Genomic DNA, 18630 nt, shown 5'->3' with positions numbered 1-18630 from the left:
AATAGGATAAGCGAGATCATGCTTACAATTGCGGCGTGATTTTGCTGTATGTATCCCGAATTATCATCTCTGTAAGCAGGAATGCTTACCGAATGGATTTTATGAGAACCGTTGAATTTATAAGGCATGCGGCTGTCGAAGAAACGTCCACCCGGAATAGTTGGGCGGACGTTTTCCGGTTCAGTCAGGGATATAGCAATTTATGTCATCAAGATAACGATGACCATTCCCCAAAGTGTGAGCAATGTATTGCTGATCGCATAAGGCACCGTATATCCCAGCATCGGAACATTGCTTTTTGCAGCTTCAGAGACCATCGCCGCCGCCGCCGTACTTGTTCGCGCCCCACCGCAGCAACCGAGATTAATTGCGGGATCAAACCGGAAGATATATTTTCCGATCAACGGTGCAAGCAACATAGGTACAGAGGTCGCAAACAGGCCCCACAGGAACATTTCTATTCCTATTTCCTTAAGCCCGCTGATAAAGGTTGGGCCCGCAGATATACCGACAACGGCAATAAAAATATTCAAGCCGACCGTATTCATAAACCAGACCGTTGCAGTCGGAACATTACCCATTTTCGGCGTAAAACTGCGAAGCCAGCCGAAAATAAGGCCTGCAATAAGTGCACCGCCTGAGGTTGACAGCGTGATCGGAATACCGGCGATTGGAACGACGATCGATCCCACCACACCGCCGATAACGATGCCCGAACCGACCAGCACCATATCGGTAACGCTTGTCGGCCTGTCGGCATAACCAATTTCGGCAACCAGCGCCGCTATATGCTTTTTACTGCCTGTAAGACTGACGATGTCGCCGCGATAGACTTTGCTTTGCGCCTTGACCGGCACATCGACATTCATCGACCCGCGACGAATCCGATTGATGTAAACACCACGCGTAAACGGCTCGTGCGACAGGTCGATCAGGGTTCGTCCATTCACGCGCTTGTTCGTTATAACCACATCAACAGTTTCAATCGGAACATCAATCAGTTCGCGATCAGCCACTTCCTGTGCCCTGTTTGACCAGTCGACGATAGAATCGTGTGGACCGGAAACCGCAACAATGTCGCCGACCTGCAACACCGTATTATCGTCGAAAGGAATGATTTTGCCATCACGACGCAAACGTTCGAGGAATATCCGGCTCCCCGCCATCTGCTCCGCAGCAGCGACAGTTTTGCCTGCAATAATACCCGGCACCGTCAGCCGGAACGAACGAACGATATACTGGTGCCAGGCAGTCTCAATGCCCGCATCGGGCGTGCCGACTGACATTTCGCGTTCATAACGCTGGCATTCCTGCTCAAGGTTAATGCGCAGCAGTTTTGGCCCCAGAAAAGCAATCAGGAGGCCTGTACCCACCGTACCAAACAGATATGTCACGGCATAGGCAACGGGTATAGCATTGAGTTCATCAGCGATTTGGGACGGCGACAGATCACTTCGATTAAGTGCATCTGTCGCCATACCGATGGCTGCAGAAATTGTCTGAGATCCGGCCAGAAGACCGATTGAAGACCCCGGACCATAACCCGCAATAACAGCTGCTATATAGACCGAACCAAGACACAGGAGAGACACGACCACAGCAAAAATTGCCTGTGGCAGGCCGTCACTTGCGATGCCACGCACAAATTGCGGACCTACACCAAAGCCGACCGCAAACAAAAACATAATGAAGAAGATCGATTTGATTTGCGGCGAGATTTCTATTCCGAGCTGTCCAATCAGAACACCCGCAAGCAAAGTCCCGGTTACTGATCCAAGGCTGACTGTGCCAAATTTCTGCGCCCCAATCCAAAACCCAATAGCAAGTGCGAGAAAGATCGCCAGCTCAGGAGCTGATCTCAGCACATTGCCTACCCATTCAAAGAGGAACATCGCTTAACTTTCCTGATAAGCCGAAAACAAGAGAAAGCGCCGATCAATGTCACATTAATCGGCGCTATAGCTTCCACGAAATTTACGCTGAGCGCTTGAGAACTTTCAGTCCAACGGATTTGTCGTAACCGTGGATTTCCTTGACATCAAGCTTGCGCATGAATTCGATAATCTCATGCGTGATGACCTGTCCCGGAACCATGATCGGGAAACCCGGTGGATAAGGAATGACGAAGTTTGCCGAGACAAGTGCCGGGCCCTTCTCAAGTCTTTCCTCGACATCCGCACTGTGAAGCGCAATATACTCGCACTCCTCCTTTTTATAGGCATCATAGAATGCGCCGCGAATATTGCCGTTCAGCGTTGCAGCCTCAGGATCTGAGCGATAACGTGCATCAAATTGACTGAAGTTCGGAAGATCCGGCACATCATCCACGAGTGTGCGGACTTTCGCTGCAAAGCTCTTGGAACGATCCTCTCCGCCCTCTTTCAGGTCCGCTTCAATTTCCTGCGCGATTTCGAGCAGAACGCGCACCAGAAGAGCAACGTCACTGCGCGAATTGTTGATATTCGATTGCAGCAAAATGCTGTTGCGGGACGTCTTGTTGACCTGAATGTTGAACCGGTCCGCGAGAATATTCTTGAAAGTCGTGCCGTCAAAACCAGCCTGACCACAGGTCAGCGTCATGCGTGTCGGGTCGAGCAGAAACTCGTCGTCACGCACTGCTTGCACGGCATCCGTCCATGAAACCGATGCATCATTGAAGTCCGTCAGGCTCGATTTACGATAATCTTCCGGGATCATTTCAGCATTGTTGAGAACGCGGAAATATTTCGAGATGACCGGATGGCTGTTGACCTGCTTGCGGATTTCCAACGCGATCTGCAAGGCATTGGCGACAAGTCCGTAACCTTCAAGTTCCATCTGGCGTCTTGCGACGTCAAGGCTTGCAATAATTTGCAGATTTGGGCTTGTCGATGCATGCGTGAACACGGCTTCGTGGAACTGCGCTTCTACGTCGTTGAATAATGCATCCCGGACAAGAACAACCGACCCCTGACGAAGTGCTGACATGGATTTATGGATGGAATTGGTCTGATAAACACGCAAGGTCACGGCGTCCGGATCAGGGATCAGTCGCGTTGTAAGCAGAATATCATCGGATGGATTGTCGCCAAGTTCTTCTTTTTGCTTGAGGAAGGCCTGCTTTGCCTCTGGCGTTTTCAGATAATCTTCGACCAGTAGTGCTGCCCCCATTGCCGTTCTCTGGCGCAGGAGCGGGGACCAATGTGCAAAACCGAACCATGCTTCGTCCCACAGGAAGATCAGGTCGGGTTTGATCGCCAGACATTCTTCCATGACGCGGCGCGTATTATAAACATGTCCGTCAAAGGTACAGTTGGTGAGATCTATCATCTTCACCCGGTCGAGTTGACCGGCTGCGCGCAGCGTTAAAAGCGCCTTCTTGATCGTGCTGATCGGCACGGCGCCATACATGGAATATTGGGTCAAAGCGAAAGCTTCGACATAATAAGGCTCGGCACCCGCGAGCACACATCCATAATGGTGCGACTTGTGACAATTGCGGTCGATAATGACAATATCGCCCGGTGCCAGCAGCGCCTGAAGCACCATTTTGTTGCTTGTAGACGTGCCGTTGGTCACGAAGAAAACGTGATCGGCACCAAAGGCCCGTGCAGCCAGTTCCTGCGCTTCTTTGATATTACCGGTGGGTTCCAGCAGGCTGTCGAGACCGCCTGTCGTTGCCGAACTTTCTGCGAGAAACAGGTTCGGCCCATAGAATTCGCCCATATCGCGAATCCAGTTGGACTTAAACACGGCCTTACCGCGCGCAATCGGGAGTGCGTGGAAAGTTGCAATTGGTCGGGCGGCATAATGCTTGAGATTATCGAAGAACGGTGTGTGGTAGCGCTTGTGAACGCCTTCCAAAATCGACAAATGCAGTTCGAGCGGCTCTTCCACCTGATAGAATAGCCGGCTGAATATCTGGTTTGAGGCTTCTCCTGCCAGATGCTCGATTTCACGATCACTGAGCAGATAAATATCGAGTTCGGGCCGTATCTTTTTGATCGCCTGCGCGGTGCGCAAAGCAAGAAGGCTGTCGTCTTTGATTTCGTCGAGATCGACGACTTCTGAAATTGCAGTGATCAAAGGATTGGTTGCGGCAGCCTTTGCCGCAAACCCTTCATACAGCACGACAGACGCAATCGTTGGATTGACGAGAATAGCGGTCAATGCATCTTCTGCATTTCCAACCACAACAGTTTCATAGTTGAATTCATCCTCAGGTCGCCGAACCGAGCGCGCTTCCAGCGCAATATGCTGCCAGCGAGACGACACATGCGGAACGACTGCCAGGACTTCAAAATAAGGCTTGCGATTGATGTGGCTGATTGCCTGCGGCAAGCGATCCGCCGGAGCGCTGTCATCGCTATCCCAATCATCCCATGCTGAACTGTTCGACATATATTTTTGGGAGATGATACTTGTCGAAATATTCTGTGCGGCTCTCAAGAAACCTTTTGCATCATTATCATTGAGACGTGCATGCAATTTGTCGAGCACGGAACTGCCCGGATACGCAAAAAAGCGTTCAATCGTTTCCAGCCCTGCCAGCACATGACCGATTGTTTCATGTCGTGTATCGTCTCCATTTACCCAAAAGCGTCCTTCAGAAAGAATAGTAAGCCAACGATCTGCTCTTATTGCGGGCGTAGCGAGTGTCTTACCAATGATGGAATGTGTATCACTTAGTTGTTTGGTAGAAATATCCATAACGTCTCTTTCTAAGGTAACAATCAAGTTTAGTGACTTCTGATGACGGCTTCTAATCTCTGATTTTTGAGGAGGTCTTTTGAATAACGATTGGGTGCACGACACATGCACTTTGAACGCAGGAATAAATAATTATTCTCCTGCGATGAGCGGGATTCTCCAGAATAACTCACGCACTCAGCTTCAATTTCTGCGTAGCGCTAATTAAACTAGTGCTCATATATTGGGCTATTCGTTGCATTAGGTCTAGAGCGATTAAAAGACAAATTCATTTCCGTGATAATTAATAAATTACTGGTTAATACATTTATCTTGGACTGTGGGAGGGTGGCTTGCACAACAACTGCCCAGAATCGTGCGCCATGTCTTAATTAGTCTAATATTGTTGGTTTTATTCAAAAAGCCTGGTTTTGGAGCCAGCCTATGTGAAAGCCGAGATTGGTGACACGGTTACCTTCATTCCGGAAAACACCAGTCATTATGTCCAGTCCTTTGCAGTGCCGGAAGGTGTGAAGCCATGGAAAGCAAGCTTGATGAGAAGTTTACGGTCACTGTCGATCAGGAAGGTGTGTATCTCTATTATTGCCCGCCGCATCTGATGTTGGCCATGATTGGTGTGATCCAGGTCGGTAAGCCGCGCAATCTTGAAGCTGTGAAGGAAAAATCGGCGAAGCTGTGTTCAAAGCTCGTCATGAAGGGCGAACGGCTTGACACTTATCTCGGTCAGGTCGCCTGAATAACTATTCAGGACTTACCTACGAAACCAGGAGCGCATGCAAAAAACGCGACGCTGTTTTCGGGATGCGCTCTCATTCACATGGGAAGTGCTGGTGCCTCGGCTCTACCAGGTTCGGTTTCTTTTGTTCGTTCCGGTACGATAGCTTTGCGACCGACGATAAACGAGACCATGGCAAACGCGGCAATTCCGCCATGTACCCAGTAAGCCAGACCGTATCCGCCTAAATCTGTGAGCCAACCTGCAACGAGATTGCTCAGGGATGCGCCTATGCCTTGCATTGTCATCACCGCGGCAAATCCGACGTTAAAACGCCCGGTGCCCGAAAGAATCTGTTCGGCTGCAATCGGAGTGGCTATGCCGATGAGGCCCGCGCCAACACCGTCAAGGACCTGAACAGGGAAAATAACCCCGAAATTTCTGAAAGATCCGGCAATGGCACCGCGAATAGGAAGCGCCATCAAGGCGATTATAAAGATCGTCGATAATCCAAAACGTTTAATGAGAAACGGAGCAGCCAGTGCCATAACAATCATTGAAAGTTGTGACACACCTGTTGTCACGGCAGTGGTACGAAAAGGCGTTCCCAACTGGATGGAAAAGTCTTGGGCTATAAGTCTGCTGATAGGCGCGTTTCCGAAGTGAAAGATCATTAAAGTCACGGCAAGCAGTATCAGACCCTTACTGTTGAACAGGATGGAATACCCAGATGGTGCCGGAGCATCGCTATTGTCTTTATGAGAAAGGCCACGGGCAACGTCGTTGTTTATCTCTTTCGGATTGATGGCAAGCGCTGCGATAATTGTGGCGATGGCCGTGATAACCATCAATGATATGATCCCGGCCAAACCAAATGCCGATGCAGCAAAGTAGACGCCAACGAGAGAAATGACATTCCCCGAATGGTTCCAAAACTCATTACGTGAAACCTGACGCGAGAAGTTTTGCTCACCAACAAGGCCGAGTGTCAGTCCCATAAGAGCAGGGCCGACAATAGCGCCCACAATTGCGGTTGCAGATTGACCGCCGAATACTGATGCATTTCCTGGATCTGCTAGGGTCCATAGGGCTGCTGCCGTAACGAGTATCACAGGCATGATGATTAGCATCCGCTTGCGCTTGGATGCATCCACCCACGCACCAAAAAGCGGTGTTGCGATCATACCCAGAACCCCACCTGTGGTAGCGACGATACCCAGTGTGAGCGGTGACCAGCCGTTTGTCGCCAGAAAGCCGTCAAGAAATGGACCAAGTCCATCGCGTGCATCGGCAAGAAAAAAATTGAGGACAGCGAGCGCCAGAAGCGAACGTCGGCTCAGCTGAGAGGTGGAGGATACATGCATACCAGCCGTCCGCGTGCAAAAATTTGCGATTGATCGCCATTAACGGCATGTGAGTATTTAAGTTCCAAACGAATAAGTCGTTTGTCATAAATAAAGACGCTCGAAAAATAATCCTCAACGCAGCCTAATCATTTGTTAAAATGCGTGCCTCATCCAACAACCGTCCAGGTCTTTCGACATGGTCTCGAAGGCCGCCTGGTTGCTATTTTTGCGCGATATAGTCCCTTAGTCGTGGTGTCATAAAATCCAGAAACGCACGAACGCGGTGGGGAAGTCTTTCGCCACCGATGAAAACCACATGCAAATCTTCGGTATCATCCTTGCTTTCTTCAAGAAGAATTTCAGTGAGCGCACCAGATCGAAGCTCGTCGCGGATATGATATTCGCCAAGCTGAGCAATGCCCATTCCGTGAATTGCCAGTCGTTTTACGGTTTCGCCATTATTGGCCAGCAACAGTGCGCCGGGTGCCTGATCAAAAATGCGCCGAGAGTTGAGCACGTTGGATGATTGTGCTGAGCGCCGAAAATTGAATCCCAAACACTGATGTCGCTTGAGATCTCTGATCGTTTCGGGAATGCCGTGCTTCTCCAGATAAGAGGGTGAAGCGACTATTCTTCGCCTCGCAGTCCCAAGTTTTGTAGCTGTCAACGACGAGTCGCTCAGTACACCGATGCGAAAGGCAACATCCGTACGATCCAGATAGAGGTCGACAAGTTCATCGGAAAGGGACAAGTCGATCACGATATTGGGGTGTTCTTTCCAAAATTCCGGCAGCAATGGCTCAATTGCCATAGTTGCGAAACCAACCGATGACGTTACCCGTACGGTTCCACCAGCACTCGCTGCAATCTGTGACGCTTCGCGTTCAATATCTTCGAGCTCGGAAAGCAGTGCTTGACCGCGTTCGTAATAGCGCCGACCCTCCGCAGTCAGGGAAAGGCGACGGGTTGAGCGTTCCAGCAGTCGCACGCGCAATCGCGTTTCGAGGCGAGCGATCAATTTAGATACATTGGATGGGGTCATGTGCAGTTGCCGCGCAGCTTCCGAGAAATTTCCGGTATCTACGACGCGTAGAAATACATCCATTTCACCGACACGATTGTCCATATTCGCTTCCATTTATGAAAATGATTCATAAATCATATGCCGCGTGATGGCGTTGTCAAGGATTTGACGCTGGCTTATTTCTGCTCCAACTACCCGCTTTCGAAACGTTTTGCGTTCTCAATAAGCGGCTAAGAATTTTTCGAGGAAATGGTATGGAAAAGAGCGGATTTAACTGGCCGTTGCTGGCGCTGGCGGTTGGAGCATTCGGAATTGGTGTGACGGAATTCGCTCCGATGGGCATGCTGCCTGTCATCGCACAGGGTGTGGATGTTTCAATCCCCTCAGCCGGGTTGCTGATAAGCGCCTATGCTGTTGGGGTGATGATTGGCGCACCGGTCATGACGCTTTTGTTTTCCCGGTTTGGCAAGCGAACGGCGTTGATCGCTCTGATGGCTATCTTTACCATCGGCAATGTGATGTCAGCATTTGCGCCGGGCTACTGGACATTGCTTATGGCGCGCATTGTGACGAGCCTCAACCATGGTGCTTATTTTGGTCTGGGGGCTGTAGTTGCAGCAAGTCTCGTGAAGCCGGAGAAGCAAGCGGCAGCGGTTGCGACCATGTTCATGGGTCTTACAATTGCCAATATTGGCGGTGTGCCTGTCGCGACATGGATCGGCCAGCAGATTGGATGGCGCGAGGCGTTTGGCGCGACCGCAGTTCTTGGACTGATTACTATGGGCGGACTGGCCGCAGCGCTCCCAAAAGGTGGTTCCGGTCGGAAGCCAGATGTGCGGCGCGAGCTGCGCGTGATGACACGTGCGGAAGTGGTTCTTCCGATGCTCACGACCGTATTGGGTGCAAGCGCCATGTTTGTGCTCTATACCTATGTGACGCCGATCCTGCAAAACCAGATTGGTGCCTCCAATACCTTTGTTACTTTTGCGCTCATGTTGATTGGCGTCGGCTTTACAATTGGTAACTGGATTGGTGGTCGCGCAGCCGATTGGTCGCTGACCGGAGCGGCGACAATATTTCTGGCATTGCTTTCAGGCACTATGTTGCTTTCGCCATTTCTGATGACAAGCGCGGTCGGTGCGGCCTTGACGCTTCTGATTTGGGGAATTGCTGCGTTCGCCATCGTGCCTCCCTTGCAGATGCGTGTCATGCAGGCCGCATCGGAAGCGCCCAGTCTTGCGTCCTCCATCAATATTGGTGCATTCAATCTCGGTAATGCCATTGGTGCAGGGATAGGCGGCGCTGTCATCAATGCTGGAATGAGTTATGCATTGGTACCCGTTGCCGGTGGCATGACAGCGCTGGTCGCTCTGGCGCTCATCCAGTTAAGTCGTCGAGTGCCGCAAACGCAGCCATGCTGAGAACACTCAGAGCGCGTTTCGATCTGATTGAATCAGACGGGCGCTCTCAATGTTTGTTTTAACGCGCATCCCGAAAACCGTTTCACACTTTTCGGGATGCGCTCTATGGGTGGAATCTCAAAAAAAGGTCTCACCCTTCAAACAATATGAGTATGGTTACAACCGCATTTAAAATATGACTTGCACGATCTTGTTTTTAACCAGGCATAGGGATTATAGGGTAGCAAATTATATCAGGCCATTTCTAATGGCCCCCAGCGCTTAACCCAGAGGTTTCTCCGTGCGATCATTGAAGTCTTTCCTGTCCGCCTCCGGCCTTGCCGCTGTTCTGGCTTTCCAAATGAGCCCGGCTGGTGCTGCGGCTACACAATATCCGCTGACTATTGATAATTGCGGCGCGAAGATCACGATTAAGAAGGCGCCGGAACGTGCGGTCGGTCTTGGACAGAACAGCGCAGAAATCATGCTGCTTCTGGGCCTTGAAGATAAGATGGCCGGAACGGCGTTCTGGCCGAGTAAAGTTCTGCCGCAGTTGGAAACTGCCAATTCCAAGGTCAAGCTTCTGACCGTCGAATTTCCGACTTTTGAATCGATCCTCGCGGAAAACCCTGATTTCGTAGCTGCTGCATTGCCGAGCCTCATTGGACCGAGCAGTAAGGTCGCCAAGCGCGAAGATTTCGATAAGCTTGAAATTCCAACCTATCTCTCGCCAAGCACATGCCTGAGCACCGAGCAGGTCAAGGACGAATATGGCAGCCGTGACAAGCTTTGGAACATGGATCTTCTTTACAAGGAAATCGATGAGCTTTCGCAGATTTTTGACGTTGCGGATCGCGGTCAGGCACTGATTTCTGATTTCAAGGCGCGTGAAGCGGCATTGCGCGCGAGCGTATCCGCTGGTGATAAAACGCTCTCCTATGTCTTCTGGTTCTCCAGCCAGTCACCATCCGCTGATGCGTATCTGGGCGGCGGAAATGGAGCCTCGACATATATAGCCGACGTCCTTGGCGGTGAAAACGCGATCAAGGCGGAAGCCGAATGGCCGACACTTGGCTGGGAAAGTATCATTGCATCCAATCCTGATGTTATTGTTGTTGCCAATCTTGATCGCAACCGCTGGGAACTTGATAAGCCAGAAGCCAAGATTGCGTTTCTCAACAGCGACCCGGCTGTCAGCCAGATACCTGCTGTGAAGAACAAAGCTATCGTTGTTATGGATGGTCAGGCAATGAACCCGACCATTCGCACGATCTATGGTGCCGAGCAGGTTGCAACCCAGTTGAAAGAACTTGGTATTCTAAAGTGAATGTCGCAAGCCAATCTCTGAAGCTCTCAGCTCTGAGGCATTGGGGGGCTTTCAGTCTTTTGCTGTTGGCCTCCCTTGCAGCGATTGGAACAGTCGTTGGTATTAGTGTCGGGATTGGCGATTTGCCCATCCCGTTATCGACCACATTGGCTGCAATAACCAATCGTCTGGGATGGACGAGCGTAGAGCTGAACCGCATTCATGAGACGGTGATCTGGGATTATCGCCTCAGCCGTGCGCTCGTGGCGGCTTTTTGCGGTGCGGGCCTCGCCCTCTCGGGCGCAATTATGCAATCGTTGTTGCGCAATCCCTTGGCGGAGCCCTATGTGCTTGGCATTTCGGCGGGTGCCTCTACCGGTGCGGTTGTTGTTGTCATTTTGGGGATTGGCGCGGGCGCGGTGTCGTTGTCTGCGGGCGCTTTTGTTGGTGCTTTCGGAGCTTTCTTCTTTGTTGCCCTTCTGTCAAACGGCACACGGGGCGGTGCAGACCGAACAATTCTTGCGGGCGTTGCAGCATCTCAGCTTTTCAACGCCACGACCTCTTACATTGTCACCACATCGGGAAATGCGCAGCAGGCGCGCGATGTGATGTTCTGGCTGCTCGGCAGCTTTGGTGGCGTTCGCTGGCCTGAATTTATGCTGGTTTCAATCATTATTACCTTCGGCCTTCTGGCATGCCTGCTTTATGCGCATGTTCTCGACGCCTTTGCCTTTGGTGATGAAGCGGCCTCTTCGCTGGGCGTCAATGTCGGTCGTGCGCGTATTGTGCTTTTTGCGCTGACTGCAATGATGACAGCTACAATCGTCAGTATGGTCGGTTCTATCGGGTTTGTCGGATTGGTTGTCCCGCATGCGGCACGCTTTATTGTAGGCCCGCTGCATATTAGATTGCTGCCAGCCTGCGCAATTATTGGCGCGATTTTCATGGTTTTGGCCGACATTGCTTCGCGCGCACTCATACCGCACCAGGTCTTGCCCATTGGCGTTGTAACCGCGCTGGTTGGCGTGCCGGTCTTTTCCATCATTCTTTATCGGTTTCAGCGCGCGTCATGACGATCAAGGTAGAAAATCTAACCTGGAAAATTGGTAAGAAGACCATTCTGGATGATGTTTCGTTTGAAGCGAAATCCGGGAAAATGCTGGGCCTTCTCGGACCAAATGGCTCCGGCAAAACGTCGCTTCTGCGCCTGATTGCAGGGTTGAAGCGGCCAAATTCCGGGCGCGTTCTGCTGGATAACACGGATATTACAGCGATAGCGCGGCGTGCCGTTGCTCAACGCGTGGCCTTTGTCGAACAACATGCCACGACCAATGCCAATCTTAAGGTCATAGACGTTATCAAACTTGGTCGATTTCCACACAGATCGATGTTTTCCGGCTGGGCGAGTGAGGATGATGCAGCCGTCGAGGATGCTGTCGAGCGCACCAGCATGACAGGCAAACGCAATGAAAGCTGGCAAAGCCTGTCGGGTGGTGAGAAGCAGCGAGCGCATATTGCAAGAGCACTTGCACAGACGCCTAAAGAGCTGATCCTTGATGAACCGACCAATCATCTCGATATTCAGCATCAGATGAGCCTGCTGCGGCTTGTTTCAGGCCTGCCTATCACCAGCATTATCGCGCTTCATGATCTCAACCATGCGGCCATGTTCTGCGATGAGCTGCTTGTCATGCAGGCAGGCAAGATTGTGGCCTCCGGCACACCGGAAGATGTTATCAATGAGCGTGTCTTGAAAGACGTGTTTTGCGTTGATGCGCGGGTGGAATTATCGCCTCACAGCGCTCGACCGCATATCCATTATCTGAAATGAATGACAGGGCGGCTTGTGCAAAGCCGCCCTGTTACTTTCATATTTAACCAGCTTAAAATTTCACACGCAGATCTGCGTTGATGCCATTCTGGGTAAGACCGGAACCGAACTGGCCCTGATAGGAAACCCCGATGGCGGCCTGCTTGCTCAACTCGAAATCAAATCCGGCTTCGATAAGTGCCGTATCCTTTCCGATTGCATTGCCGGTCGCTGTGAACAGCGAAGATCCTGCTGCAAAGCTTGCCGTTGATGTCGGAGTGACATCGCCAAACGCGTGACGCCAGCCAAGATCGACCCGCGCGGTTGTTGGCACACTGCCAAGTTCAAATCCTGTCGATGCCCGCATGCCAAGCGTGGAAAGCGTGGTATCCATATTATCGGACTGAACAGTCAGCGCTGCACCATTGACGCCTTTTTCGATAAAGCCATCGGTGTGCAGATGAACATAAGCAAGGTTCGCATAAGGCTCAATCATTGAGCGCGGCGCGACGCTGACCTTATAACCAAGTTCGCCAAAAATCTGGAAACTACCAGCATTGTAATCTGCCAACAGATTATCGGAAAAGCCGGGGAAGGCAACGGAACGGTTCATCTCCAGATTATGCCATGTGTAGGCAAGGCCTGAACGTAAGGCGATAGTGGCCTGTGGGGCGGTCCACTCGGTGCCGGTATAAGCGCCCAGAGTATAGTTATCGCTGGAGCCTGACGAAGCGCGCTCCGCCGACTTGAATGTTGAACGGCTATAGCCAGCCATGACGCCCAAACGCCAGTTGTCATAGATGGCCGCATCAATGCCGCTGACGAATCCGCCAAGCGATGATTTGCTGCCTGCCGCATTGCCATTGCCAGACTGGTTTGTCCAACTGCCAAAAGCCGAAGCCCAAGCCGCATATCGCGCCAGATCGTCAGTGGATGCTGGTGCCACCAGATCAATGCCGGAATGCTGCTTTGTGCCTGTCTTTTCATCCGGGCCAAATGCCATCACAGCAACCGGTGCGTTGGGTTTACCACCAAAAGCCTGCTGCAAGCGGTTATTGGCCGCCGAGCGTGTTGCGCCACTCATATTGATCAGCGCGCCAGATGTGGATGCATAGGCTTCGCCGGTGAGTTGCGGCAAGGCGTAACGAATTGTCGAGCCATCCGCTTCTGAGAAGTCCAACGCAGTAATAAGCGATTGTAGGCCAGATCCGGCATCGCCAGAGAGTTGGTCAAAAGCTGCACCAATTGCCTTGCTGTTTGCGGTATCGCCATATTGCGCGTAGGCATCAGCCGCGCGGTTTAGTGAAACCGTATAGCTGTTGTCGCCATTGTCAGAAGCCGTTGCGGTGAGTGTTGGTGAAGCAAGTGTGGTTGCAACATTGGCAAAAGCACCTGTGGTCGTGTCCGTATCAAGCCACCGGTCAGAGGTGATGCTGAAACCATTCTGATACCAGCCACGATCAGGCGCGAATGTCAGAGTCCCGTCAATCTCCGCATTGCCCTGAACGATGAGGCTGCTGATTTCACTTTTATCACTGAATGCGAGCTGCAATTCTCCGGAAGCAGACTGGACGTAGGAACCATTAATCGTAATCGCCTGTCCAACTGCTGAGGGAGCGAGTGTGCCACTGTTGGTAAATGCGCCCTGACCGTTGAGCAGATAGCTGCCCTTGCCTGTCAGTGTTGAACCCTGCGCAATATCGACATTGTAGAGTTCGTGATTGCCCGTTAATTGCGTGGTGCCACCGGCAAGCGTCAGAGCTAAATTGTTGATGCCGGTCATATCGCCATCATAGGCTATGGAAAAGCCCGCATCCGCTTCACCGGTTGAAAGGCCATCGGCATCCGCTTTCAGGCCGAAGTTCAGTGCTGTCAGACGCTGGTTACCTTCCGCATCGACCTGATTGTAATTGGAAATGATGTCGCCGGAAACCACAGCGCCGTCCATGACATTGACTGCGCCGACATAGGCATTGTCAGACATATAAATGGCGGCGTAACTGCCTGCCACGCGACCTGTGAGATCGAAGGAAGCAACCAGCGGTCCGCTCACTTCGGCAAGGGCTGACTGATAATACTCAGGAGCATCAGTTTCCAGCTGACTGTCGGATGTGACAAAATACGATCCACGATATTCTGTATCATCGCCCAGCGAATTATGACCGAAATCAAAACTTGCAGCGATACCACGTTCGCCTAGCGCTTCGACATCGCCGCGCTGTGTGAAGCTATGATCCTTGCCATAGCTGAACATAACGCCACGCGCATAAGCGCCATTGGCATAAACACGGGTTCCGGGCAGGATGGTCAAATCATTGCTGGCTCCATCGACACGAATGCCGCCTCCGCCAGCGCCTGCGGTGAGAATATCGGCACGCTGAATGACAGTGTTGTCGCTGCCATAAACATGCAGGCCAAGCCCAAGCGTGGACATATTGTAACGATTGGCAATATAGCCAGTTCCGTTCGCATTGCGGGCAGTGAACGGATTATCATTGATCAGCGTCTGATTATCTCCATAAATGGAGAAGCCGAAAAAATTCCGCCTGTCTATCGTATAACCAAGATCCTGAAGGGAAGCGACTTCGGCCTCCATCAGATTGGTATAATTTCGATAGTTCTGATGGCTCATCAGGCTGTTTTTAAGCTCAATATGCGAGAATACCGGTGTATCCAGTCCAGCAATATCGTTGCCTGTGCGTACGGGAATGCCGGGCATTGCACCTGCCAGCACCTCAGAGACGTAATCTCCGGTGAAATAAGCGCGATCCTGACGCACATCAAAAATATCTTCGTCCTGGCCCGGTAAAGAACAAACATCGCAATAAACGATCTGGTCAGGCGCAGCGGCTTTACCATTATCGTCGCGCAAATGGGTCGACCAGTTATCGAGGACCGATGGAAATGCAAGATAGATTTGGTTGTTAGTCTGGTATTCTCTTGTTTCTGAACTGACACCCAAAGCATGGGCCACTTCATGAATAAGAACACTGGTCATGTCGACTTGCGGCGTCAGCGGTAATTGCGAAGCGATGAATGGCGCAGGCGCCCAGTTCATCTTGCCGACATTGATGAAACCATGCGCACCAAATTGTAACGGCCCCACTTCGGTATTGGTTATCGCGGCTTCAACCAGCGTACCTGAACCTGGTTTCTGAACGGAAACCGGGCTGAGGGCAGACGCCCCCGGATCATCGTAAGTTCCGAGATTGATGATGGCCGGATTATTCCCTGGTACCACGCTAATCATTTCGGCCCAATATTGCACCGCAGACAGGACCTGTTGCGTTTCTGGTTGCGACAAATTCCAAGTGGACTCGTCCTCGTCAGAATAAGGGCCATCGCCGACGTTAAAAACCCGCACCTGCATGAACGGATTTCCAGCCGCATCTTTGATGTCATAGTAATCTATAGCTTGTGCTGATGTCATAAAGCCGACCGTCGACAGACATGTGCCAGCTGCCAGTGTCAGCATAGTTGTAAGATTAGTCTTCACGTTGCCCCTCCGCCCCGATGGATTCGATAAGAAATAAATTAGCCCGTTCCAGTATATTTTGTATTCATAATTTCTAAGAAAGATAGCTTGATTATGGGAGCGTATCCCGAAAAGTGTGGAGCTTTTTTCGGGTTCAGATGCGTTTATAAAAGTTAACTAATAAAGCGCGGATTTGACTGAATCAGATCAAAAGCTGGTCTAAATCCTATTTAATAAGGAAAATATGTTGCGTATTATGCATATGAGATATGAGCAACACTTATGGCTCTAGCCAGTTATGCTTTTGCTGGTGAAGGCTCTAATTCGATGCGATATTTGCGATAGGCTGCAAATCCTGAAAGGTAATGTTCGACATCGTCGATCCGTATGCGAAATGCATGATGTCGGATGAAGAAGCTTCCGTTAATTCTTTCGGGGTTTTCGTAAAACATCGCGAGTTCTGGCCAGAAATGGCCGTTGAGTAAATGGTGCGCACGTCGTTCGAGCGCAAAATAGAATTTCTTGAGATCGACAGATTTGAGCAGCGGGGCAAATGTTTTGTCTGATTGAATGCGCTCAATCATCTCCCGCGCTGCCATCATCAATTCCAGCAACGTCGGAAAGGTGGTGATGCGGTTGGCGACGAAATCCAGATAATCTGCGAAGTTTTTGATGCCGAACTCATAATATTTCCGTTCGGGACGATAGCGCGTAAGTTCGTTTACGGCATAGGAAAGCCAGTGGTCGTGTGCCTTCCAGTGATCGGATTTGATGAAATATCGGAATGCATTTTCTACTGCATTAAGCCAGCGACAATCGCCTGTCAGAGAATAAAGCCGCATCAATCCAAACGCAGCTTCACCGTCATAATAGATAATGCGAAACGGCTCTTTGACGTCGAGCGATGGATAGTTCAGCACATGGTTGAACTTGCCCGTTTCAGTGTCTTGCATATGCAGAATGGCAAGAGCCAGGCTTTCCAGAAGCGGCAAATAGCGATCAGTTCCCGTTAACTCGCTATATTTGACGAGCGCCAGCAAACAGACGGCATTGCCGCCGAGTTTAATCTCGCCGTTTTTTTCCGTAAGTACAGCAAGTTCGACATTATCTTTGACGATAAATTTGATGAGTGTGTCGGTGAGATAAAAAAGCCCTCTGTCGATTGCAGCTTTAAGATTTTCCTCTTGGGTAACTTCCCAGGATTCAATCATGGCATAGAGCGTACTGGCGTGACGCAACGTGTTGTAGGCATTGATTTTCCGATCAAAACAGGGATGCCAACCATAGATGAAACGTCCTTCTGCATCGATCTGTGATGCAAGAAAGCGGCTACCGCGTTCGATCAGTCCATCAATGTCTGGCAGTTCCAACAATTGGAGTGCGCGTCTTCCTGTGTTTGGGCCTGCACCCGGAATGAGATGAACGGTGTCTTTATCATTGGACGTAAATATTGCCTGCGTAGAAAAGATGTAGAGGTTTTCTATGCTTGAAATCGAAACACTTTCTAAGTCTCTGTTTCTCTTTTTATAACGATCAAAGTTCGCCTTGTTGATGGTCGCATGGTCGATCGACGGGCCGCCATAAAGCATTGCGTTGCCATTGATCTCGGTTTCCAGAAACGCGCTCTGAAAATTTGTATCAAGTGAAATTCCATAGCGAAAATAGTTGCGTTTCACTTGGCTGAGGTGAGCATTCAGTTCTGGCTTGTGGACTTCTGAAACTGCTTCCACCCAGTCGACCCGTAACCATTTAACATGCATCTGCGATTGCTCGATGATTTGGAGAAGTTTTGTGGTGCCGGTAATCCAGCAGTCTTCAAAACTGGAAGCTGATGTGGTGAAGGTTTGTGCACGGGATTTTGCATCGGTAAATGAAAAGAAAAGAATGAAGGCTGGGGTGGATCCAACAAGTGGCCGGATATTGTGTTGGATCGCCGGATGAATGCGTGAAAGCATAGAATGCAATTTATCCGCCATCCCGCACTATCTCCCCGTTGCTTGATCCTAGCAAATGCGGTGATTGCACACTATACATGCTAATATATCAAGGGACTATTGTGCCAATCGGCGATTGCAATCAGAGCGTTGTTTTTAAAGGACTATCATCCTCGTTGCCATAATGGATTTCGCGCAAACGCCTAAAATGGGTTATGAGCTGTCCATCATAGACGATGTCATCATATGTGCTCTGCTTTATCCGACTGCGCGTGTCTGTTGGCTTTTCACCATATTTTTCCTGAAATAGCTTCGAGAACGAACTATAGTCGCTGAACCCGGACCGATAGGCCAGTTCGGCGAGATGAATTCGCTTGCCGTTCGCCGCTCTTAAACGCCTGAAAGCAAGTGCGAGCCGTTTGTTTCTGATAACGGTCGCAATGCCTTCGTTCTCAGCAAAAATGCGATAAAGATGAGAGCGCGATATTCTGAAGTGTTTTTGGATACTGCTAGTGGAGAGCGAAAGATTTTCGATATTACTGTCAATATAATCCAATATTCGCTGTTTGGTTATAATGTTCATTGTTGCTGATTCAGCCGCATTGAACTGCTTACCATTTAGGCTCAATGCGAACATATCGACAATTGAATTCTGTATACCCTCAATCTGAACGGGGTTCAGGTGCGGCGATACCTTCATGAAACTTTGTGTGCAGTTGATCAAAAACTCTGTCAGGGGGTCTTCTGATTTTAGAACAAGGCCATGAATATTGCCGATCAGGCCGCTACGCTGGACAAGGGATCGCGGCAGCAACATCGTTAGCCTGCTGCCCGGTGTTACCTCGGTTGTCAGCTTATAGGCCATGTCCATTATAATAATGTCACCTAAAGCGGCCTGAGAGCCTGTTCCAAAATGTGTTGAGCGATTTCA

General features: G+C 50.5%; 12 protein-coding genes. 5 read left to right on the top strand and 7 right to left on the bottom strand.

Annotated features, from left to right (window positions below; translation table 11 throughout):
* Window positions 1-200: 200 nt before the first annotated feature.
* Together aspT and CEV31_RS18210 are read right to left on the bottom strand one after the other, a co-directional pair.
* Window positions 201-1892 carry an aspartate-alanine antiporter gene (aspT, locus tag CEV31_RS18215; RefSeq protein ID WP_094509233.1) on the bottom strand — a complete coding sequence of 564 codons (1692 nt, stop codon included), beginning with the start codon at window positions 1890-1892 and terminating at the stop codon, window positions 201-203.
* 82 nt (window positions 1893-1974) lie between these two features.
* Complete coding sequence (locus CEV31_RS18210) at window positions 1975-4689, bottom strand: aminotransferase class I/II-fold pyridoxal phosphate-dependent enzyme (protein ID WP_094509231.1); 2715 nt, start codon at window positions 4687-4689, stop codon at window positions 1975-1977.
* Between the two features lie 517 nt (window positions 4690-5206).
* Between CEV31_RS18210 and CEV31_RS18205 the strand changes: the two genes are divergently transcribed.
* On the top strand, window positions 5207-5425 hold the full coding sequence (locus tag CEV31_RS18205) for a plastocyanin/azurin family copper-binding protein (RefSeq protein ID WP_235818158.1): 219 nt from the start codon (window positions 5207-5209) through the stop codon (window positions 5423-5425).
* Between the two features lie 77 nt (window positions 5426-5502).
* Here CEV31_RS18205 and CEV31_RS18200 read toward each other — a convergent pair whose 3' ends face one another.
* Window positions 5503-6768: an MFS transporter gene (locus CEV31_RS18200; RefSeq protein WP_094509229.1), complete on the bottom strand. Its 1266-nt coding sequence runs from the start codon at window positions 6766-6768 to the stop codon at window positions 5503-5505.
* Window positions 6769-6970: 202 nt separating this feature from the next.
* Window positions 6971-7876: a LysR family transcriptional regulator gene (locus CEV31_RS18195; RefSeq protein ID WP_094509307.1), complete on the bottom strand. Its 906-nt coding sequence runs from the start codon at window positions 7874-7876 to the stop codon at window positions 6971-6973.
* Between the two features lie 152 nt (window positions 7877-8028).
* On the opposite strand from CEV31_RS18195, the gene CEV31_RS18190 reads away from it, so the two are divergent.
* The 4 genes from CEV31_RS18190 to CEV31_RS18175 all read left to right on the top strand — a co-directional run bounded on the left by CEV31_RS18190 (window position 8029) and on the right by CEV31_RS18175 (window position 12311).
* A complete protein-coding gene (locus CEV31_RS18190) occupies window positions 8029-9195 on the top strand; it encodes an MFS transporter (protein WP_094509227.1) in 1167 nt (388 codons plus the stop codon).
* 280 nt (window positions 9196-9475) lie between these two features.
* On the top strand, window positions 9476-10501 hold the full coding sequence (locus CEV31_RS18185; RefSeq protein ID WP_094509225.1) for an ABC transporter substrate-binding protein: 1026 nt from the start codon (window positions 9476-9478) through the stop codon (window positions 10499-10501).
* Window positions 10498-11553, top strand: a complete 1056-nt coding sequence (locus CEV31_RS18180; RefSeq protein ID WP_094509223.1) for an iron chelate uptake ABC transporter family permease subunit — start codon at window positions 10498-10500, stop codon at window positions 11551-11553. Before CEV31_RS18185 ends, CEV31_RS18180 begins: the two co-directional genes overlap by 4 nt.
* A complete protein-coding gene (locus CEV31_RS18175) occupies window positions 11550-12311 on the top strand; it encodes an ABC transporter ATP-binding protein (protein ID WP_094509220.1) in 762 nt (253 codons plus the stop codon). Before CEV31_RS18180 ends, CEV31_RS18175 begins: the two co-directional genes overlap by 4 nt.
* Before the next feature lie 52 nt (window positions 12312-12363).
* On the opposite strand, the gene CEV31_RS18170 is transcribed toward CEV31_RS18175, so the two are convergent.
* From CEV31_RS18170 to CEV31_RS18160, 3 genes are all read right to left on the bottom strand, one after another.
* Window positions 12364-15786, bottom strand: coding sequence for an autotransporter family protein (locus tag CEV31_RS18170; RefSeq protein WP_235818156.1), 3423 nt, complete (start codon window positions 15784-15786; stop codon window positions 12364-12366).
* A 275-nt stretch (window positions 15787-16061) separates the two neighbouring features.
* Window positions 16062-17741: a glycoside hydrolase family protein gene (locus CEV31_RS18165; protein WP_094509218.1), complete on the bottom strand. Its 1680-nt coding sequence runs from the start codon at window positions 17739-17741 to the stop codon at window positions 16062-16064.
* Between the two features lie 100 nt (window positions 17742-17841).
* Window positions 17842-18570 carry a helix-turn-helix domain-containing protein gene (locus tag CEV31_RS18160; RefSeq protein ID WP_094509216.1) on the bottom strand — a complete coding sequence of 243 codons (729 nt, stop codon included), beginning with the start codon at window positions 18568-18570 and terminating at the stop codon, window positions 17842-17844.
* Between the last annotated feature and the right edge of the window lie 60 nt (window positions 18571-18630).

The sequence above is a fragment of the Brucella thiophenivorans genome, assembly GCF_002252445.1.
GTDB classification, from domain to species: domain Bacteria; phylum Pseudomonadota; class Alphaproteobacteria; order Rhizobiales; family Rhizobiaceae; genus Brucella; species Brucella thiophenivorans.
Note: the sequence above shows the minus strand (reverse complement) of the source record. Positions and strands in the feature narration are given on the sequence as shown.

Coding starts and splice junctions, on each gene's coding strand:
- CEV31_RS18175 (WP_094509220.1), top strand. CDS start 11,550: ATGACGATCAAGGTAGAAAATCTAACCTGGAAAATTGGTAAGAAGACC.
- CEV31_RS18200 (WP_094509229.1), bottom strand. CDS start 6,768: ATGCATGTATCCTCCACCTCTCAGCTGAGCCGACGTTCGCTTCTGGCG.
- CEV31_RS18210 (WP_094509231.1), bottom strand. CDS start 4,689: ATGGATATTTCTACCAAACAACTAAGTGATACACATTCCATCATTGGT.
- CEV31_RS18165 (WP_094509218.1), bottom strand. CDS start 17,741: ATGGCGGATAAATTGCATTCTATGCTTTCACGCATTCATCCGGCGATC.
- CEV31_RS18160 (WP_094509216.1), bottom strand. CDS start 18,570: ATGGACATGGCCTATAAGCTGACAACCGAGGTAACACCGGGCAGCAGG.
- CEV31_RS18195 (WP_094509307.1), bottom strand. CDS start 7,876: ATGGACAATCGTGTCGGTGAAATGGATGTATTTCTACGCGTCGTAGAT.
- aspT (WP_094509233.1), bottom strand. CDS start 1,892: ATGTTCCTCTTTGAATGGGTAGGCAATGTGCTGAGATCAGCTCCTGAG.
- CEV31_RS18205 (WP_235818158.1), top strand. CDS start 5,207: ATGGAAAGCAAGCTTGATGAGAAGTTTACGGTCACTGTCGATCAGGAA.
- CEV31_RS18190 (WP_094509227.1), top strand. CDS start 8,029: ATGGAAAAGAGCGGATTTAACTGGCCGTTGCTGGCGCTGGCGGTTGGA.